Raw genomic sequence first — 19,081 nt, 5'->3', positions numbered from 1 at the left:
GATCTCCGCTTGTACGTCGGGTCAGTGTACTTTTCGTTGTCCGCAATCCGTGCGGAGGGGAATGGAGCCTGATCCGTTGGAGGCTGTATGAAGTACCCATCCCCCCGCAGTCTGCGCCGCCGTATTCCGGCCGGTGCCCGATTCCTGCTTCCACTTGCGATTGTTTGCACTGGAACGGCCTCAGCGCAGTTCCGCGCTTCGATCTCCGGTACCGTGAGCGATGGCAGCGGTGCGGTGGTGCCCGGAGCGGCCGTTACTCTGACCGATCTCCAGACGAATCGTGTGATGACCACCACGTCGAATGAGAGCGGTGTCTATACCTTCAATGGATTGGCGCCGGATCAGTACAAGATTTCGGTCGCGCTCGACGGGTTCTCGCCGAAAGAACTGAACAATCTTTCTATTACGCCGGACGCGCCCAACAGCGTGAATGTGCAACTTGGGATTGCGTCGCAGAACACTTCCGTGGATGTAACGTCCGGAAGTGCTCCGGTCCTGGAGACGGCGACGGCGACCATTAGCGGGACGATCAATGAGAACCAGATCCAGCATTTGCCTGCAGCTGGGCGGGATGTTTTTCAACTGACTCAGCTTGCGCCTGGAGTGTTTGGCGATGGCGCGCAGGCTTCGAGCGGGACTAGCAATTCAAACTTGCCGGGCACTGCGGGGCCTGGTGCGGCTACGCGTTCGAATGGGATTTTCCAGACGGAGAATGCGCCCCAGGCTAATGCGAATGGTGGGCAAAACGGCAATAACAGCATCACGATTGATGGTGTTAGTACGGTTTCTGCTGTTTGGGGTGGGGCTTCGATTATTACGCCTTCGCAGGACTCGGTTGGGTCGGTGCGGGTGGTGTCGAATGGGTATGACGCGGAGAATGGGCGCTTCAGTGGCGCGCAGATCCAGGTGAACTCGAAGACGGGTACAAACCGGTTCCATGGAAGTTTGTTTCTGAGAGCTAACCGCCCTGGATTGAACGCTTACCAGCGTTACAACGGTCCGGGTACGTTCAATCCCGGGACGCCTGCGGACCGTGGTTTGCTGCGGGATGCTACGCGTTCGAACCAGTTTGGCGGCAGCATTGGCGGCCCGATTCTGCGGGATCGACTGTTCTTCTTTTTCAACTACGAGACGCAGCGAGACCACACTTCCGTGCCGGGAACGGGATGGTTTGAGACGTCTCAGTACGCTGCGCTGGCACCTGCCGGAAGTATCGCGGCGACGTACCTCAACTTTGCCGGGAATGCGCCGGTAAACGCGACCCAGATCAACCAGACTTGCTCGACGGCCGGCTTCCAGGAAGGCGTCAACTGCCGGACCGTTGGCGGCGCTCTGAACCTGGGGTCACCTGTCAGGGGTGCTCGCGGGACGCAGGACACGACATGGGTGAGTAACAGCAACCCGGGTGTGGGTGGTGGGCTGACGAACACGCCGACGATTGCGCAGTACTCGTTCCAGAACCCGACGACACAGGTGGGTCAGCAGTTCAACGGGCGGCTGGATGGGGATGTGACGAAGAAGGATCATCTTGCCTTTGCCATCTATTGGGTGCCATTGAGCCGCACGAACCAGGGCGGGCCGGGACGTGTGTATGACCTGTTCAACCACAACCAGATCAACGATGCGTACACGGTCATCTGGAATCACATCTTCTCACCGAACCTGCTGAACGAGGCACGGGCTAACGACGCGGGTTACCGGTGGAATGAAGTGTCGAGCAATCCGCAGGCGCCCTTCGGGCTGCCCACCTCGACGGTGGACACACTGGGAGCGAACAACATCAGCGTGGGGTACTACGGTGCGCCCGGACCGAGCGTGTTGAACCAGCACACTTATAACTTCAAAGATGTGGCGACGTTGACGACGGGGAACCACATCCTGAAGTTTGGCGGAGAGGCGACGCGGCTCTATTACCTGAACAATCCGACGAGCACGGCTCGGCCGGCCTACAACTTTTACAACATGTGGGCGTTCCTGAATGACGCGCCGCATTCGGAGTCGGGGGCGTTCCTTTCCGCTACAGGGACACCGGGTACGAACCGCCAGGATGAGCGGACGACGATCTGGGGTTTCTTTGCGCAGGATGATTGGAAGGCGACTCCGAACCTGACGCTGAACATGGGGCTGCGCTGGAGTTACTTTGGACCGCTGAATTCGAAGCAAAACAACATTGGTGTAGTCGAGTTCGGTCAGGGCTCTGCGATGTACACGGGCATGAGCGTTCGAACGGGTGGCCCGCTGAGCCAGGCACAGAAGGCCAACTTCGGGCCGCAGTTCGGCTTCGCGTGGAATCCGGAGGCGCTGAAGCATCGCGTGGTGCTGCGCGGCGGCTATGGACTGAACTTCAACCAGAACGAGATCGCGATCCAAGGTAATTCCGGCAACAATCCGCCCTACATCTTGAATGCGAGTTACAACAACAGCAGGATCGTGAATGGGGTCGCTACGATCGATCCGAAGATTGTTTACAGCGTGGCAAGCGATCCCAAGTCGCTGTTCGGGTACCCGGCGAATCCGAATGCTGTCGGCGGCTTCAATGCGGCGAACCTGCCCACTGCCGGTGGCGCCAGTGTTGTGGCGTTTCCGAGCACCGTCCCCACGATCTACACGCAGCACTTCTCGCTCGACACACAGTTCGAGTTGCCGCTGGGGCTTGTTGCGACGGTCGGCTACCAGGGCAGTCTTACCCGCCACCTTATTGTGCAGAGCCAGGCGTATGTCCGCACCTATACGCAGGGCTATGCTGTGAATCCGCTGGTCTCGAATCTTGCGTACTTTACGAACACCGGGACGGCGAACAACAACCAGTTGCTGGCGGGCTTGCGCAAGCAGATGTCCCATGGCTTCTCGATCGATGCGAGCTTCCAGTGGGCCAAGACGATGGATCAGGGATCGTCGCCGTACTACACCGACCCGTACTCGTTCAATCCGAGCCTGGCTTATGGACGTTCCGACTATAACTTCGGCAAGGCAGCGAAGGTCTTCGGCATGTGGCAGCCTAGGTTTTTCAAGGGGCACGGGTTTGCTCACTCGATTGCCGATGGCTGGACGGTTTCGGGGATCTACAACTTCCACACGGGCTTTCCGTTTACGCCGACGTATAACGTACCGGGTGGCAACCTTTACTACGGGACCAGCGGCTATACAACACTGCGGCCGACGTTCTACAGCGGTACCGGAGGGAAGAACCATAGCGTAAGCGCAATGCGTCAGACCCAAGGCGCGAACGTCAACTTTCCGCTTGCCGGTGCCGGACAGCCTTACTTTGGTGTGCCTGCCACGGGGATCCCGGCGGGTGGTGGCGGGTACGGTCTGCCGTCACTGCCGGGAGTGGCGCGTAATACGCTGGACGGCCCGAATTACCAGGACCTGGATGCGAGTCTCGCGAAGAACTTCGCATTACCGGGTTCGCGCTTTTTCGGCGAGAGCACGGGGCTGGAGTTCCGGATGGATGCGTTCAACGTGTTGAACCTGACGAACCTGAATCCGGGCAGCGTGGTAACCAATATCACCTCATCAAACTTCGGCACCTATAACCAAGGTCTTGCCGGACGCATTGTGAATCTGCAGGCTCGTTTCAGCTTCTAGCGAGTTGGCTTATCTGTCGTTCGCGGAGACGCAGCTGCGCCTCCGCGAGCCGCCCAAGGCTGCATCCAAGTTTGCATGGGCGGCAAGACACTGGTTGAGCGGATGCTCAACATCCATTGGCACGACATGTTCGTGCCGACATTTTCTCCCCTCGAGATTGTGATCCGCGGATCACTGATCTACCTTGCGCTGTTTGCCTTCCTGCGTATCGCGCGATCGCGGCATGCGGGGCAGATGGGACTTGCGGACATCCTGGTGATCGTGCTGATCGCGGATGCGGTTTCGAACGGGATGGCTTCGGAGTATCGATCCATTCCTGAGGGGCTGATCCTGGCGGGCACCATCTTCTTCTGGTCGTTTGTGCTGGACTGGCTCGCGTATCACGTGCCTGCGATTCGGCCGCTGATCGAGTCGGGACCCCGATGCCTGATTCGCCATGGGGTGCTGCAGGTGAACGCGATGCGCCACGAGCTATTGACGAGGGACGATCTGATGTCCATGCTGCGCGAGCGTGGGATTGAAGGCTGCCAGAACGTCAAGCGCGCCTATATCGAGGGTGACGGCGCTTTGTCCGTGATCTGTTACAAGAACGATGAGAACCGACCGAATCAACCCAAGAAGGCGCGCGTTTTTTAGGGCTGGTGCATCGAGCGGTCTTGCGAGAGCTGACGGCATCGTATGAGGGACAGCTTTGTAAGCCCTCAGACCGACTCAGGCAAAGGTGGAAAGAGGTTCGATGGAGCTTTTTGAAGGCATTCTTGTGCTGATGGTCGCGGCTGTGGTCCTGCTACAGGTCTCGCGCCGGTTCAGCCTGCCCTATCCGTCGCTCCTCGCTCTTGCGGGAATTGGAGTGGCAGCCATTCCGTTCCTGCCGAATATCGTGTTGGAACCGGAGCTCGCACTTGCAGTCTTTGTGACGCCGGCGCTGTTCGATGCGGCCTACGATACTGCTCCTCGTGATCTGAAGAAACACTGGGTGCCGCTGGCGATTCTGGCCGTTGCCGCCGTGATTATTACGACCGTTGCCGTTGGTGTGGTGGGTCATACGATGGCCGGTTTGGGCTGGGCCGCTGCGATGACGCTGGGCGCCATTGTGTCTCCGCCGGATGCGTCGGCCGTGAGTGCAGTGCTGAGCCGCTTTCCGCTGCCGAGACGGACACTGCTGATCCTGGAGGGCGAGAGCCTTTTGAACGATGCGACCGCTCTGCTGCTGTTCGGAACAGCGCAAGCGGTGGCGTTACATGGAGCTTCGACTCCTGGGAAGATCATCGGGCCGCTGCTGCTTGCGATCCCGGGCGGGGCGATTCTTGGGTATGTGCTTGGGAAGCTCTACCTGATGGTGGCGAAGTGGACGGCTGGTAGCCTGTCAGCTTCCATTGCGGAGATCGCTGTCACGTTTGGCGCCTGGATTCTCGGCGAGAAACTGCATGTCTCTCCGATCCTGGCTGTTGTGGTGCTGGCGATGACGATTGCGAAGGGCGCTCCGAAACAGGAGCCACCGCGGGATCGAGTCCATTCCACTGCGCTGTGGGGTTCGATCACGTTCATTCTTGGGGCGATTGCTTTTCTACTGCTGGGAATGCAGGTGCTGGATGCAGCAAAGCATCTGTCTGGTGTGAGTCTGAAGCAGGCCGTGATCTTTGGCGCGGCAGTGACGCTGACGACGGTGGTGACGCGGATTGCGTGGGTGTTTCTGTACCGCGTCTTTGCGGACCGACTGGATAAGAGCGGCTTGCCGCAGCCACCGGTGGGCGTGACGTTCCTAACATCCTGGTGCGGTATTCGCGGCATCCTGACGATTGCAACGGCTTCCGCTTTGCCGTACGAGTTTCCCGGTCGAAGCATGATTGTGTTCGCGGCGTTCTCCGTCGTGCTTGGAACGCTGGTGGTCCAGGGCTTCACAATTGGACCGTTGGTCAAGTTGCTGAAGATCGAGCCGGATGAGTCGCTGAAAGAGGAGTCGAACAAGGCCCGCGAGGAGCTGCTGGAGGTGGGTGTGAACTGCCTGCGTGAGCGGACGGATTCGGCAGCGAAGAGCGTTCGCAGGGAACTGGAGATTGCACTGAAAGAGGCTGCGCGACTCGACTTTTCTGCGCAGAGTTCCGGCATGGACACCGTACGCAGCATGGTTGTGTGCACGCAGCGGGAGCGGCTGATCGCACTGCGAGACGACGGCGAGATCGAGGAGGATGTCTTTCAACTCCTGGAGGAGGAACTCGACTGGGCTGCGCTGGCAGCGGCACCGTCAGAGGACCTGGCGCTGGAAGAGGTCTAGGCGAGGAGAGGGCTTACAGGTGTCTGTTGTGGTTCGCCTGGTGTTGCGTGGACCTCGGTAGAATTGCCTTGTGAGAAATACCCCTACCTCTGCCAAACTTCTTCTGCTTTTCCCCATCACCCAACTGCTGCTGGGTTGCAGCAAACCGACGGTGGATGTTGCTGCGTCTGTGACCACCCTGGGCCAGGCGACGCCTATCGAAGTGCGCGTGCATGATCCGCATGGTCTGAGCGAGTTAACCGCGACGGTCGAGCAGAATGGAACGCCGTACCAGGTGTGGCATACGGCGAGTGCATCGAAGAGCCCGGACACGACGCTGAACTTTACCGCTGGTGTGAAGGACACGCCGCAGTTGAAGGACGGTCGCGCGACGCTGATTCTGCAGGCGAAGTCCGGTGGGATGTTTGGCGGCACGACCCGGTGGGAGCGCGCGGTGAATGTGGTGACGCAGCCGCCGACGGTGAGTGCTGATTCCGATCAGCACTATCTGTATCGCGGCATGGCGGATCTGGCGACGATGAATGTGACGGGCGCGTATACGTCGGCGGGCGTGCGGCTGGGCAACCAGACATTCCGTGCGTGGCCGATGCCGGGCGGCAAGCCGGGCATGTTCTCGCTGTTTGCGTTTGCGTGGAATATGCCGCAGGAGACGATTCCTGTTGTCTATGCTTCGAATGGCGCGGGCGCGGATGTGACGACGCCGCTGACGGTGGTCTTCCCGAAGCGGGAGCAGCCGGTTTATACGCAGCACCAGATCCAGATCACTGACCAGTTCATGCAAAAGGTTCTGGGTGAGCTGGATCCGAATGGCAGCGGGACGCCGGTGGAGCGCTTCAAGAAGATCAACAGCCAGATGCGGCAGTCGAACAATAAGACGCTGGCTGAGCTGCGATTCAAGACGGCCGATCATTTTCTGTGGAGCCAGCCGTTCACGCGGCAGTCGCACTCTGCCGCGGAAGCGACGTTTGCAGATGTGCGGAGCTATATGTACCACGGCGAAAAGATCGATGAGCAGGTGCACCTGGGATATGACCTGGCGGTGACGCAGCATGTTGGCGTCGAGGCATCGAATGACGGTCGTGTGGTGTGGGCTGCGCCGCTTGGCATCTATGGCAACTGCGTTGTCGTGGATCACGGATATGGTCTGCAGACGATCTACGGCCACATGAGCCGCATCGATGTGAAGGAAGGCGATGCTGTAAAGCGTAGCCAGGTGATGGGTCTGAGCGGTATGACGGGTATGGCCGGCGGCGATCACGTCCACTTTGCGATGCAGTTGGATGGTGTCCAAATCGACGCGAAGGAATGGTGGGATCCGCACTGGATCCAGGACCATGTGGCACGCCGCGTGGAGCTGGCTGCTCACTAAGAGTAGAGGGAAGCGCTATCGCTTTACAGGAGCGCCTGGATGCCGGCTGCCGCTTGCTTGAGCAGGGTTTTGGTGTCCAGGCTGCCTGGATCGAAGAAGTGATTCAGGGCCAGACCGTCAACGAGAGCGCCCATCTGTGCGACCTGGCGGCGGCTCTCGATGGAGTTATCCAGCCGGCGGAATTCCGGCATGAGTGCTTCCATGTCCGGGCCGCACCCTCTGCGGCATACGGCGTTGTGCAGGTCTGTGAGACGTTGCTGATCGTGCGGATGACGTAGCACGTAGATTTTGAATTCCAGCGCAAGTAGAGCGCGCTCCTTATCTCCGATGATCTGGACGATGTGGGCGGCAAGGGCGGCGATGCGCTTTGCCTTGGTCGACGCGCCCTTCATGCGCTGACGAAACTGCTCCTGGCCGTCGGCGAGGTACTGCTCGAAGATGGCGAAGAAGACATCTTCCTTGTCGGCGAAGTGCGTGTAGAAGGCGCCGCGGGTCTTGCCTGCGAGGTTTGAGATGTCCTGCAGGCTTGCCTTCTCGAAGCCATCGCGCGCGAAGATCTTGCGTGCGGCGTCGATGAGTTGCTGGCGGGTGAGCAGGGAGCGATTTTGCTTGCGGCTCTGCTGCGGTGGAGCGGATCGCGAATTTTCATCAAATTGCTCTGCATCCGACATAGCTATGACAGAATCTCATAAAAGATGCATGCATGTATGTATTTATGCCTGCTCCGAAATGTCCGGAGGATGGAATGACGTTGTCCCTTGCTGCACGCCGGCAGACTAACTTGCCAGCGGTATTGAAGTTGACCGGTGTTTCAGCACTTACGCTGGCGTCGCTCTGGGTCTCGGGCTGCTCGAAGCCGGCGCCCGCTGCACCTGCGGGTGGACCGATGCCGGTTTCGGCCATTACGCTGCAGGCGCAGGATGTTCCGCTGGGCAACCAGTGGGTGGGCACCCTGGATGGCTTTGTGAATGCACAGATCCAGCCGCAGGTAAGTGGGTACCTGATTCGGCAGAACTACCGCGAAGGTTCGGTGGTGGCGAAGGGGCAGGTGCTGTTCCAGATCGATCCGCGGCCGTTGCAGGCGCTGGTGGACCAGGCGATGGGTCAGCTGGGACAGGCGAAGGGCCAGCTTGCGCAGGCGCAGGCGAACCTGGGACTGGCACAGATCAATGTGAATCGCGACACGCCACTGGCGGAGCAGCGCGCGATTGCACAGAGCCAGTTGGATAACGATAAGCAGCAGGCTGCGGCGCAGCAGGCGAATGTGGAAGCAGCGAAGGCGCAGATTGCTTCGGCCGAGGCTCAGGTGAGCACGGCGAAGTTGAATCTTGGGTTCACGCAGGTGCGATCGCTGATTGGCGGTGTTGCGGGCCAGGCTACGACGCAGGTTGGCAATCTGGTAAGTCAGCAGAGTGTGTTGACGTCGGTGTCGCAGCTGGATCCGATCAAGGTTTACTTCTCGATGAGCGATGGGGAGTACCTGGCGCTCTCGAAGCGTTCGAATGCGGGTAAGGGTGATCTGCTGAAGGGGGCGGGCACGCTGCCTTTAACGCTGACGCTGGCGGATGGAAGCGAGTATCCGCATAAGGGGCACATCCAGTTTGTGGATCGGCAGATGAATCAGCAGACGGGTGCGATCCGGATTGCGGCGGTGTTCCCGAATCCGGGAAATGTGCTGCGTCCAGGGCAGTTTGGCCGGGTGTCTGCGAATACGGAGCTGTTGCACAACGCGATTCTGGTGCCGCAGGTGGCTGTGAATGATCTGCAGGGCGTGAAGCAGCTTTACACCGTGGGGCCGGACAGCAAGGTGAAGGTTGTGAATGTGACGCTGGGGCAGCAGACGGGTAGCAACTGGGTTGTGACCGGTGGTGTTACGCCGGGCACGCGAGTGATCACGGACCAGTTGCAGAAGCTGCAGGAAGGCATGCCGGTGAGTCCGCATGCGGCGGCTCCTACGGCTTCAACATCCACCGCTGACAGCGCTTCCGCGGGAAGGTAATCATGTCGAAATTTTTCATACGCAGGCCCATTGTGGCCATCGTGATTGCGATCCTGACGGTCATTATCGGCATTGTTTCGCTGGTGAGTCTGCCTACGTCGCAATATCCGGATATCGTTCCACCGGAGATTCTGGTGCAGGCGACGTTCCCCGGCGCCGATGCGCGGACGTTGTCGCAGGCTGTTGCTACGCCGATCGAGCAGCAGATGAACGGCGTCGACAACATGATCTACATGTACAGCATGAATGCCAACAACGGGCAGGCTTCGCTGTATGTGGACTTCGATGTGAAGACGAGTCCGGATACGGATCAGATCCTGTCGCAGTTGCGTGTTTCGCAGGCGCAGGCACAGCTGCCGGCGCAGGTGACGACGGCTGGTCTGACGGTGCAGAAGGCGCTTACTTCGCCGTTGATGCTGATCGGCTTGAATTCGCCGGATAACAAGTACAGCCAGGAGTTTCTGGGTAACTACGGCATCATCAACGTGCAGGACGAGATCACGCGCGTTCCCGGTGTGAGCCGTGTGCAGGTGTTTGCGGGACAGTATGCGTTGCGTGTGTGGGTGAAGCCGGAGCAGCTTGCGAAGCTGGGTGTTACGGCGCAGGACGTTATCACCGCGCTGCAGACGCAGAACAATGTGAACCCGGCCGGACAGATCGGCGGCGAGCCGGTACCGAGCGGCCAGCAGTTCACTTACACGGTGCGTACGCAGGGCCGTCTGGTGCTGCCGGAAGAATTCGGCAATATCGTTGTGCGGGCGAATCCCGATGGCAGCATCCTGCACCTGCGGGATGTCGCTCGTATCGAGCTGGGTGAGCAGGCTTATGGGTTGAATGCGCGTTACAACGGTGCACCTGCCGGCATCATGGCGGTGTATCAACTGCCGGGTTCCAACGCGGTTCAGACTGCGAAGCTTGTCCGCGCGAAGATGGATAAGCTGCAGAAGAACTTTCCTACGGGCATGAAGTATGACGTGCCGCTGGATACGACGCTCGCTGTCACTGCGGGTATTCACGAGATTACTGAGACGCTTGTGATCGCACTCGTCCTCGTGATCCTTGTGGTCTATATCTTCCTGCAGGGCTGGCGCGCGACGCTGATTCCGTTGATGGCGGTACCGGTGTCGTTGATCGGTACGTTCATCTTCTTCCCGATGCTTGGGTTCTCGATCAACACGTTGTCGCTGTTCGGCCTTGTGCTGGCTATCGGCCTGGTGGTGGATGACGCGATCATCGTGGTGGAAGCAGTTGAGCACCACCTGGAAGAGGGCATGGACGCGCAGTCGGCGACCATCAAGGCGATGGAAGAGGTGGGCGGCCCGGTTGTGGCGATCGCACTCATTCTTGCCGCAGTATTCATTCCTACTGCGTTCATCCCCGGCATTACGGGACGGCTGTATCAGCAGTTCGCTGTGACGATTGCGATCTCGGTACTGATCTCGGCGTTCAACGCGCTGACACTTAGCCCGGCACTGGCTGCACTGCTGCTGAAGCCGAAGGACAAGAACAAGAAGCCGGGCCTCCTGGGACGATTCTTCGACTGGTTCAACCGCTTCTTTGGCCGCACCACGGACAAGTACGTTTCTACCTCCAGCATCCTAGTGCATAAGTCGGCTCTGTCGATGATTGCGCTGGCGATTGTTGCTGCCGTCGCTGTCTTCATGGGATCTCGCCTGCCGGGTGGGTTTATCCCGCAGGAGGATCAGGGTTACCTATTTGCCGCGATGCAGTTGCCGGACGCAGCGAGCATGCAGCGTACGGATGCAGCCGGTCTAAAAGTGACGAAGCAGTTGATGGACACGCCCGGTATTGCGGGTGTGGTGCAGGTGAACGGCTTTAGCCTGCTGACGCAGACGCAGAGCACGAACACTGCGTTCTTCTTCGTGGCGTTGAAGCCATGGGAAGACCGTAAGGCTGCGGAGGAGCAGATCGGTGCCATTCTTGGCAACGTGTCGAAGGAGCTTGGCGGACTTGGGGACGGTCTTGCGTTCACCTTCCCGCCACCGGCGATCCCGGGCATCGGAACTTCGGGTGGTGTGACGATGGTGCTGCAGGATCAGTCCGGTAACGACGACGCAGACTTTCTGACAAAGAACCTTTACGGCTATCTGGGTGCGCTAAAGAAGAGACCAGAGATTGCGTCTGCTGTGCCTTCCTACCTGCCGGCGGTGCCGCAGTTGTACGCGGACGTGGACAAGGAGAAGGTGCTTCAGCAGCAGGTGGATCTGACTCAGGTGTACAACACCATGTCGACCTTTATGGGTGGCTACCTGGTGAACTACTTCAACCGGTTTGGCCGACAGTGGCAGACCTATGTCGAGGCGGAGGGAACTTCGCGTACAGACATTAACAACATCGGTCAGTTCTACGTGCGCAGCGCGAACGGAAGCCAGGTGCCGTTGAGTGCGCTGGTGAAGACGAGGCAGATCAACGGTCCAGAGTTTGTGATGCGCTTCAACGAATACAACGCAGCGCAGCTAAACGTGACGGGAGCACCCGGTTACAGCAGTGGTCAGGTTCGTAAGGCGCTGGAAGAGACGTTTGCAAAGGCGATGCCTGAGGGGATGGGGTACAGCTACAGCGGCATGAGCTACCAGGAGCAGGCAGCAGAGAAGGGCGTACCGACGTGGGTCGTATTCGGTATCTCGATCGTGTTTGTCTTCCTGATTCTTGCGGCGCTGTATGAGAGCTGGACACTGCCGTTCAGCGTGCTGCTGAGCACGCCGGTCGCGATTCTGGGTGCGTACCTGGCACTTAGCATCCGGTCGTATGAGAACGATATTTTTGCGACGATCGGTCTCATCATGCTCATCGGTCTGTCGGCGAAGAACGCCATCCTGATTGTTGAGTTTGCGGTGACGAACTACAAGAGCGGACAGAGCATCAGCGAAGCCGCACTGGGTGCTGCGAAGTTACGTTTCCGTCCGATTGTGATGACGGCGCTGGCGTTCATCTTCGGCTGTCTGCCGCTGTGGACTGCGACAGGTTCGGGTGCGGTGTCGCGACGCATCCTGGGTACGGTGGTGATCGGCGGTATGACGTTGGCGACCATCCTCGGCATCCTGATGGTGCCTGTCACGTTTGCCGTGGTGGAGTACATCTCGCATCGCTTCGGTAAGGGCGGGAAGGGAACCACCATGGATTCGAAGCATGAGCCGGAACACGATACAGAGCTGAAACCGGCAGGCGCAGTGAGCCAGCCGGAAGGGGGTCACGCATGAGCCGAATTGCCTATGAAAAATATGGTGTCAGTTCCCTGGCATTGATCGCGGTCATGGGGCTTGCCGGTTGCAATGTGGGCCCGAAGTACACACGTCCGCAGGTTCCGCCGCCGCCAGCCTTCCGCGGTGCGGATGACGCTGCGGTGTCGAGTGATCCGAATGGTTCGCTGGGCGATCAGCAGTGGAGCACTGTCTTCAAACAGCCCGAACTGCAGGCGTTGATTCGCGAGGCACTGACGAACAACTTCGATCTGCGTGCTGCGGCGCAACGCGTGCTGCAACAGGAATCGCAGGTAAAGATCACGCGGGCACAGCAGTTCCCGCAGATCAACGGCGGCGGCACGGGAGCAGGTGTCGATCTGCCTTCGACGGTCGGCACTTCGATCAACAGTCCGCTGGTGTTTGGCAGCTTCAATCTGTCGGCTTCGTGGACACCTGATTTCTGGGGTCTTTATCGTAAGCAGACTGAGGCAGCGCGCGATCAACTGCTAGCGCAGCAGTGGGCACAGCGTGCCGTACGGATGACGCTGGTGCAGCAGGTGGCTACGACCTATTTCCAATTGCGCACGCTGGATCAGCAGCTGGCGATCGCGAAGGAGACGCTGAAGACACGCCAGGAGTCGGTGAAGCTGACGCAGACGCTGGAACGTGGTGGCTCGGTTCCGCTGTCAGACGTGCGACAGGCGGAGCAGTTGCTGTATACGGCGAGCAGCCAGATACCGCAACTGGAGCAGCAGATCCAGCAGGGTGAGAATGACCTGAGGCTACTGCTAGGCAAGGAGCCCGGTCCGGTTTCGCATGCGGATCCGAATGCAATTACTCCTGTGCCAGATGCTCTCCCCGTCGGTATTCCGTCACAGCTGATCGAGCGACGACCTGATATTCAACAGGCCGAGGCGAAGCTGAAGGCAGCAAACGCCCAGGTGGGTGCGGCGCGTGCACAGTTCTTCCCGCAGCTTTCGATTAGCGGATCTGCAGGCTTTGGTGGAGATGAGTTCTCGAACTTGTTCGATCCTTCGGGGAAGACGATCTATGGCCTTGGTTCGCTGACGCAGCCGATCTTTGCCGGAGGCAAGATTCGCGGGCAGTACGATCTTTCCAAGCGGCAGAAGGATGAGTTGATCCTGACTTATCAGAAGGCTGTTTACACGGGCTTCCACGACGTATCGAGTGCTTTGATTGCTGTGAACAAACAGCGTCGTGCACGCGAGCAACAGCAGTTGCTGGTGACGTCCGCACAGGATGCGACACGGCTAGCGCGTCTGCGCTATCAAGGTGGATCGACGAGCTATCTGGAAGTGTTGACGACAGACTCGAACCTCTTTTCTGCGCAGCTTAACCTTGCGAGTGCACAGCAGAATGAGGCGTTGACGCTGGTCCAGCTCTACAGCGCTCTTGGAGGCGGCTGGCAGTAGGACGCACTTTAAGTCGCTGGAACTTGCACACGGAGTATGTCGACTTGCCCTTGCATCGACATACTCCGTGTGCGCTCATTTTCGTCTTGAACTTCGCATGCGAACCTGGGAGGCTGCGAGGATTGGCGGCGGGATGCTGTTTACCTTAGCGACGCGGGATGTGCGGCAGTGGCGAGATCGCCTGACGGTGAAGTGACACGGTGCGAATGCGAGGGCTTCGAACACTCTCTCACACCTTTTGACGAATCTAGCACCTAGTCCATGTGCCTACGTTAAGAGGAGAGTGAAGAGCGAACGATGAGACCCTACGTGATTTGCCATATGACGTCGAGCCTGGATGGGAAGACGAACCCTGAGGTACTGGAGCAGTTTGGTCGTTCCGACCTGATTGAGGAGACGCATCCGAAGCTTCAAGGCGATGCATGGCTGTGCGATGCGTTGGCCTTCTGCACTTGGGAGGAATGCTTGTGATTTTGCCGCGCTGGTGACCTGATTCAGACGCCCATCGCCATAAGCGACGTCCTGCGCGAGATACCTTCATCCCGATCGCTGTTTTCTGGATTTATTGTTCGAGCGAATTTGAGCCGCGCCGCGAGTGGCTTCACACAGCCAATTTTTAGGCACTGCGGGCAGGTTGTTGCCGGAAATGGCCCTATAGTCGAGGGACATGGCACATCAGGAAGTAACACCACACCGAGCCTCAATGGTTACGATTCTTGCGCCCCGCAACACTTCGTCTTTTGGCAGCTCGGTTGTTATTCAGGCACACCAATACGCTGCCCTGCAGCGAGAGATTCAGCTACTGCGAGGCGAGACGTACAAGGAATACGCGGGTGTCGCGGCCACACTGACCGAAGATGGGCTGGATCGTCAGGCGCTGGATGACTTATGCTGGCACATTCTCGTTCGAGATCCGAGTACGGGCGATCTTGCAGCGTGTGCCCGGTACCGCCACGGCGTGTCGTCGTTCGAGGAGCTTCTCAGTCACGACAGTGCGATCGCCTCCGGGGTGGCCCGGGCACAGGTGATTCGCGCATTTGCCAACGATAAGGCTGATGCGAAGAGAAGAGGTATTGAGTTTGGAGAGGCGAGCGGCCTTGCTGTGAAGCAGTACTTCAGGAGCTCTTACTCCGGGGCAAAGATTGTCATGCTGGGCATGGCGCTGTCCGACCTGTTGGGTGGAGGGTCAGCCTGGTCGATCGTCAGCACTCGGCACGGAGCTTCTTCAATGCTTTGCAGGCTGGGAGCGCAGGTTGTCTGCGGACTGGCGCCGCACGTGGAACCCCGATATGGACATAGTGTGAGGCTTCTGCATCTCGACGTGGCTCGCATTCCTGCTCGTTTCGAGGATCTATTTCAGTGGGCTCGTGAAGAGTTGGGTAGTGCATGCTTCGTATTTGAAGACTGCGCCGAATTGGGGCGCGAGCCTGAGGACCTGCCCCTATCGCTTGCTGAGCGGCCACCTGCGTATTCCGATTTAGAGCGAGATCGACGTTCGCAGCGGGCACAATTCGGAGGCGCTTTCTCAACGCAGTCTGAAGTGGAAACCAGCGATTGCTGTGTGTACGCCGCTGACTAAGTGCAAACATGTTTGATGGCACGAGGAAATGACTGATTGCGAAAAGGGAATTGTCTCAAGCTTGAGTCCAGCATGCGACACTCACTCCCAAGTGAACAAAGGAACCCGCTCTGTAGGAATGTACGAAGAGAGGTTTCGTCTCAGTTTCCGCCGACTAGCTGCAGAGAGATGTTTCATCGATTGATCATAGTTCGCCGTTCTTTGGGGAATCTGTAGAATGGGTCGGCAAGCTTCATCCTTTCTTCCACTGCGACCGTTCTTCTCCCTTGGTAATGCCCCTCTGCCTGCGATTCCGTGCACGTGGCGCTGTGTCGCTGACAAAAAAGGGAAGGAAACCACGCATTGTCATTTCACCGCTCGTACTTGTTCGTGGAGATCTATGACATCCTGTTCCCCTTTGCTTGCCTGCTTTCGTTTTATGGCCCTTCGCCTCAACCTTCGTCGCATTGCTACGTATAGCGTCGTTGCGGCGCTTGGCGTTCTGTCGTGGGGTTCGTCGAATGCAGTCACGCCCACCGCGACGGCAACAACTCTAGCGGCCCGTGCCGGCGGATCGGTTGTGTCGAGCGTTGTTTCTGGCACGGTCGTAACGCTGAGTGCGACTGTTCTCGCTGGGTCCACGCCGGTCACCACGGGGCAGGTGAAATTCTGCGATACCGCGGGTATCTCGTGTGTCGACAGCTACCTGCTGGGCACCGCTCAGCTTACCTCCACGGGCACGGCTAGTCTTCGACTAAGGACCGGAATCGGGGCGCACACCTACAAGGCTGTATTCACTGGCACAGCAGCAAGTATCACCAGCGCCTCGCCAGTCGTCGCTGTTCAGGTGACCGGGACTCACTCCACCGTGACAACGCTGACGCAGACCGGCGTCGCTGGTAACTACACACTGGCAGCGACTGTCGCAGGTACGGGCAGCAGTGTTGCCCCTACTGGTAGCGTCTCCCTGGTCGACACGACAAACAACAATGCATTGCTGGGCACGGGGGTGTTGGGCAGCGCTACGTCGGCCCAGACGTTCGCCTCGCATGTGACCTATGCCACGGGCGATTCTCCCATTGCGAGCGTCACGGCAGACTTCAATAACGACGGCTTCCCGGATATCGCGATGGCAAACTATCGCGGCAGTTCCGTTGGAGTGTTTCTCGGAAACGGCGACGGAACCATTGGCGTCCAGGTTACCTATGGCACTGGCGCCTCACCGTCCTATGTTGCTGCAGGCGACTTCAACGCTGACGGAATCGTCGATCTCGCCGTAGCGAACTCAGTCTCCAACACCGTGAGCGTCCTGTTGGGGAAGGGGGATGGAACTTTCTTCACGCAGGTGACTTATGCTGCAGGGAACTCGCCGGTTTTCGTGACCACGGCGGACCTCGACAGCGACGGTGTCCTCGACCTCGTGGTTTCGAACTCGCTTGACAACAGTGTCGGTGTTTTTCTTGGCAAGGGTGATGGAACTTTTAACACCCAGGTGGTCGTTCCTTCTGGCCTGACACCTCTTTCTATCGCCGTTGCAGACTTCAATGCCGATGGCATCCCGGACCTTGCAGTTACGAACTACATCGCTAACAGGGTAGGTGTCGTGATTGGCAAGGGTGGCGGCGTATTTAACAGCCCCGTCAGCTACTCCGTTGGCACTGGTCCTACGCCCCTTGTGGCCGGTGACTTCAATCGAGACGGTATCGTCGACCTTGCCGTCACCAACTACACCGCCAATACGCTCTCTGTTCTCACCGGCAAGGGCGACGGTACGTTCAACGCGCAGGTCGTCTACGCTACTGGAACCTCGCCCTATGCGATCGCCCCGGCCGACTATAACGGCGACGGCATTCTCGATCTTGCCGTGGCGAACTATGTCAGTGACAATGTCGGTGTCTTCGTGGGCAGGGCGGACGGTACCTTCGCGGCGCAAGTGACTTATGCGACAGGTTCCGGTCCGTCCCCCGTTTCGACCGCCGACTTCAATGGGGACGGCATTGCCGATCTTGTAACGGGTAACTATCACGGCAATAATCTCTCCGTTTTGCTGGGGCAACTATCTTCCACCGCGACTGCAACCGCGACGGGCATCTCCCCGGTGGGAGCTGTTACGTCTGCTCACCTGGTGAAGGCTACCTACACGGGGGACAGCCTCTATACCGGCAGCAGTTCGAACACCGTATCCCTTACGAGCCAGCCCATCGTGACGGTTCTCACGCTCTCGGTCACTCCGGCGATCAGTGCCTACGGCCAACAGGTTGTTCTAAGTGCGGTGCTCAATCCTTCGGTCGCTCAGACCCTATCCACGAACGGCGAAGTCGTTAGCTTCTTCAATGGGTCGCAAGCTCTCGGGACCGGCGTACTCACCAACGGATCGGCGACGTTAAATCTCACCACGCTGCCGGTGGGTGTGTCTGCAATCACCGCTCGTTACGCGGGGAACTCCAACTTCTTAGCAAGCACTACCGCCAGTGTTCCTCACACGGTCTCTCAACCTGGTGCTTCGCTCTCCCTCGCGGCGCAAACTCTGCCCGTTGGGACCGCTTCGGCCACGCTGGCCGCACAGCTTACCTACACCGGTACTGTCGCACCTACCGCTCCGGTCAGCTTTACTGTGGACAATGGCGCCGCTGTCACAGCCGTCTGCACGGGCGTTGCGTCACCGCTCACGTGCACGGCGAGCTACGCCATCAATTCACTGCTAGCCGGCGCTCACACCATCACGGCTAGTCAGCCTGCAGCAGGAGCCTATGCCGCAGCGTCCGCTACTGCGGCGCTCACTCTTACGGTCTCTGACTTTGCCTTTAACGCTACGGGTAATACCGTCCAGACCGTTACTGGGGGCAGCGCAGCCACCTTCACTTTCGCACTTAGCCCCGGAAGTCCTGTCTATCCGGGTGGCGTTTCCTTCGCCGTGGCAGGACTGGACGCTGGCATGAGCTACACGCTTACGCCGACGTCAGTTGCAACCACGGCAGGCCCCCAGACAGTAAGTTTGACGGTCCAGACAGTGAAGCTTACTTCCCAGGCCGATACTTCGCCGGCGTGGTCGCGGCGTTCCGGCCTGGCGCTGGCCGTCCTGTTTCTGCCGTTTTGTTTGGTTCATCGCCGCCGAGTGAACGCTCGCCTGTTGATGCTTCTGGGCTGCGGCTTTCTCTTCATGACCGCAATGACTGGTTGCGGCTCAAACACCGTAGTCACCACTACCACGCCCGTCAATCGCACGATCACCGTTACCGCGACAGCAGCTGGCTACGCCACACCTCACAGTGCGAGTGTCACGCTAAAGGTGCAGTAAGTAACGCAGTTTATTGAACGGTGAATCTCCGGAGTCCGTCACTCTCATTGAACGGTGGCGGGCTCCGTTGTTTTGCATCGCGTTACTAAGACTAAAGATTGCTAGCGTTCCGTATCGTGCGTGAGATAGAACCCGACGCTGTGCGGCTACCAGTGACTTCCTCTTGATCGGCGCCCGAATGGTCACTGAGTCCGTTTGCAGATGACGGCTGCGTCTGTAGCGGGTCCGCCGCTCCACCATCGCCCCAACCGGCTCGCCAGCTTTCTTCGTGGCGACCAATGCCTCAGGACTTGCGGACTGCGCGAACTTCCGCTCCCTTTACAAGGTGGGGAAAATGTCTGCCCCCAAAGGGCGGAAG

The 19,081-nt window shown here is 58.8% G+C and carries 10 protein-coding genes; 9 read left to right on the top strand and 1 reads right to left on the bottom strand.

What is annotated here, in order from left to right:
- The first annotated feature begins 87 nt into the window (after window positions 1–87).
- The 4 genes from TERRO_RS12455 (at window position 88) to TERRO_RS12440 (ending at window position 7,232) form a co-directional block, all read left to right on the top strand.
- A complete protein-coding gene (locus TERRO_RS12455; protein ID WP_014786008.1) occupies window positions 88–3,588 on the top strand; it encodes a carboxypeptidase-like regulatory domain-containing protein in 3,501 nt (1,166 codons plus the stop codon).
- Between the two features lie 75 nt (window positions 3,589–3,663).
- Entirely contained in the window at window positions 3,664–4,224 is a 561-nt protein-coding gene (locus TERRO_RS12450; RefSeq protein WP_014786007.1) for a DUF421 domain-containing protein, read from the top strand.
- A gap of 100 nt (window positions 4,225–4,324) precedes the next feature.
- Window positions 4,325–5,863 (top strand): cation:proton antiporter, encoded by a 1,539-nt coding sequence (locus tag TERRO_RS12445; protein ID WP_014786006.1) that lies wholly within the window; start codon window positions 4,325–4,327, stop codon window positions 5,861–5,863.
- Between the two features lie 70 nt (window positions 5,864–5,933).
- Window positions 5,934–7,232 (top strand): M23 family metallopeptidase, encoded by a 1,299-nt coding sequence (locus TERRO_RS12440; RefSeq protein WP_014786005.1) that lies wholly within the window; start codon window positions 5,934–5,936, stop codon window positions 7,230–7,232.
- Window positions 7,233–7,255: 23 nt separating this feature from the next.
- Here the strand turns inward: TERRO_RS12440 and TERRO_RS12435 are convergent, their stop codons facing one another.
- On the bottom strand, window positions 7,256–7,903 hold the full coding sequence (locus TERRO_RS12435) for a TetR/AcrR family transcriptional regulator (protein WP_014786004.1): 648 nt from the start codon (window positions 7,901–7,903) through the stop codon (window positions 7,256–7,258).
- A 74-nt stretch (window positions 7,904–7,977) separates the two neighbouring features.
- Between TERRO_RS12435 and TERRO_RS12430 the strand changes: the two genes are divergently transcribed.
- The 5 genes from TERRO_RS12430 to TERRO_RS22105 all read left to right on the top strand — a co-directional run bounded on the left by TERRO_RS12430 (window position 7,978) and on the right by TERRO_RS22105 (window position 18,723).
- Complete coding sequence (locus TERRO_RS12430) at window positions 7,978–9,231, top strand: efflux RND transporter periplasmic adaptor subunit (protein ID WP_014786003.1); 1,254 nt, start codon at window positions 7,978–7,980, stop codon at window positions 9,229–9,231.
- A 2-nt stretch (window positions 9,232–9,233) separates the two neighbouring features.
- The gene (locus TERRO_RS12425) at window positions 9,234–12,452 is read left to right on the top strand and encodes an efflux RND transporter permease subunit (RefSeq protein WP_014786002.1); all 3,219 of its coding nucleotides are present in this window, start codon (window positions 9,234–9,236) and stop codon (window positions 12,450–12,452) included.
- Window positions 12,449–13,867 (top strand): efflux transporter outer membrane subunit, encoded by a 1,419-nt coding sequence (locus TERRO_RS12420; RefSeq protein WP_014786001.1) that lies wholly within the window; start codon window positions 12,449–12,451, stop codon window positions 13,865–13,867. Before TERRO_RS12425 ends, TERRO_RS12420 begins: the two co-directional genes overlap by 4 nt.
- Before the next feature lie 667 nt (window positions 13,868–14,534).
- Window positions 14,535–15,446: a lysophospholipid acyltransferase family protein gene (locus TERRO_RS12415; RefSeq protein ID WP_157178325.1), complete on the top strand. Its 912-nt coding sequence runs from the start codon at window positions 14,535–14,537 to the stop codon at window positions 15,444–15,446.
- A 418-nt stretch (window positions 15,447–15,864) separates the two neighbouring features.
- The gene (locus tag TERRO_RS22105; RefSeq protein WP_169315301.1) at window positions 15,865–18,723 is read left to right on the top strand and encodes a beta strand repeat-containing protein; all 2,859 of its coding nucleotides are present in this window, start codon (window positions 15,865–15,867) and stop codon (window positions 18,721–18,723) included.
- The last annotated feature ends 358 nt before the right edge of the window (window positions 18,724–19,081 follow it).

Origin of the sequence: Terriglobus roseus DSM 18391 (assembly GCF_000265425.1) — a bacterium.
Lineage (GTDB): Bacteria > Acidobacteriota > Terriglobia > Terriglobales > Acidobacteriaceae > Terriglobus > Terriglobus roseus.
The sequence above is the reverse complement of the archived record's forward strand: the minus strand, read 5'-3'. Positions and strand labels throughout refer to the sequence as shown.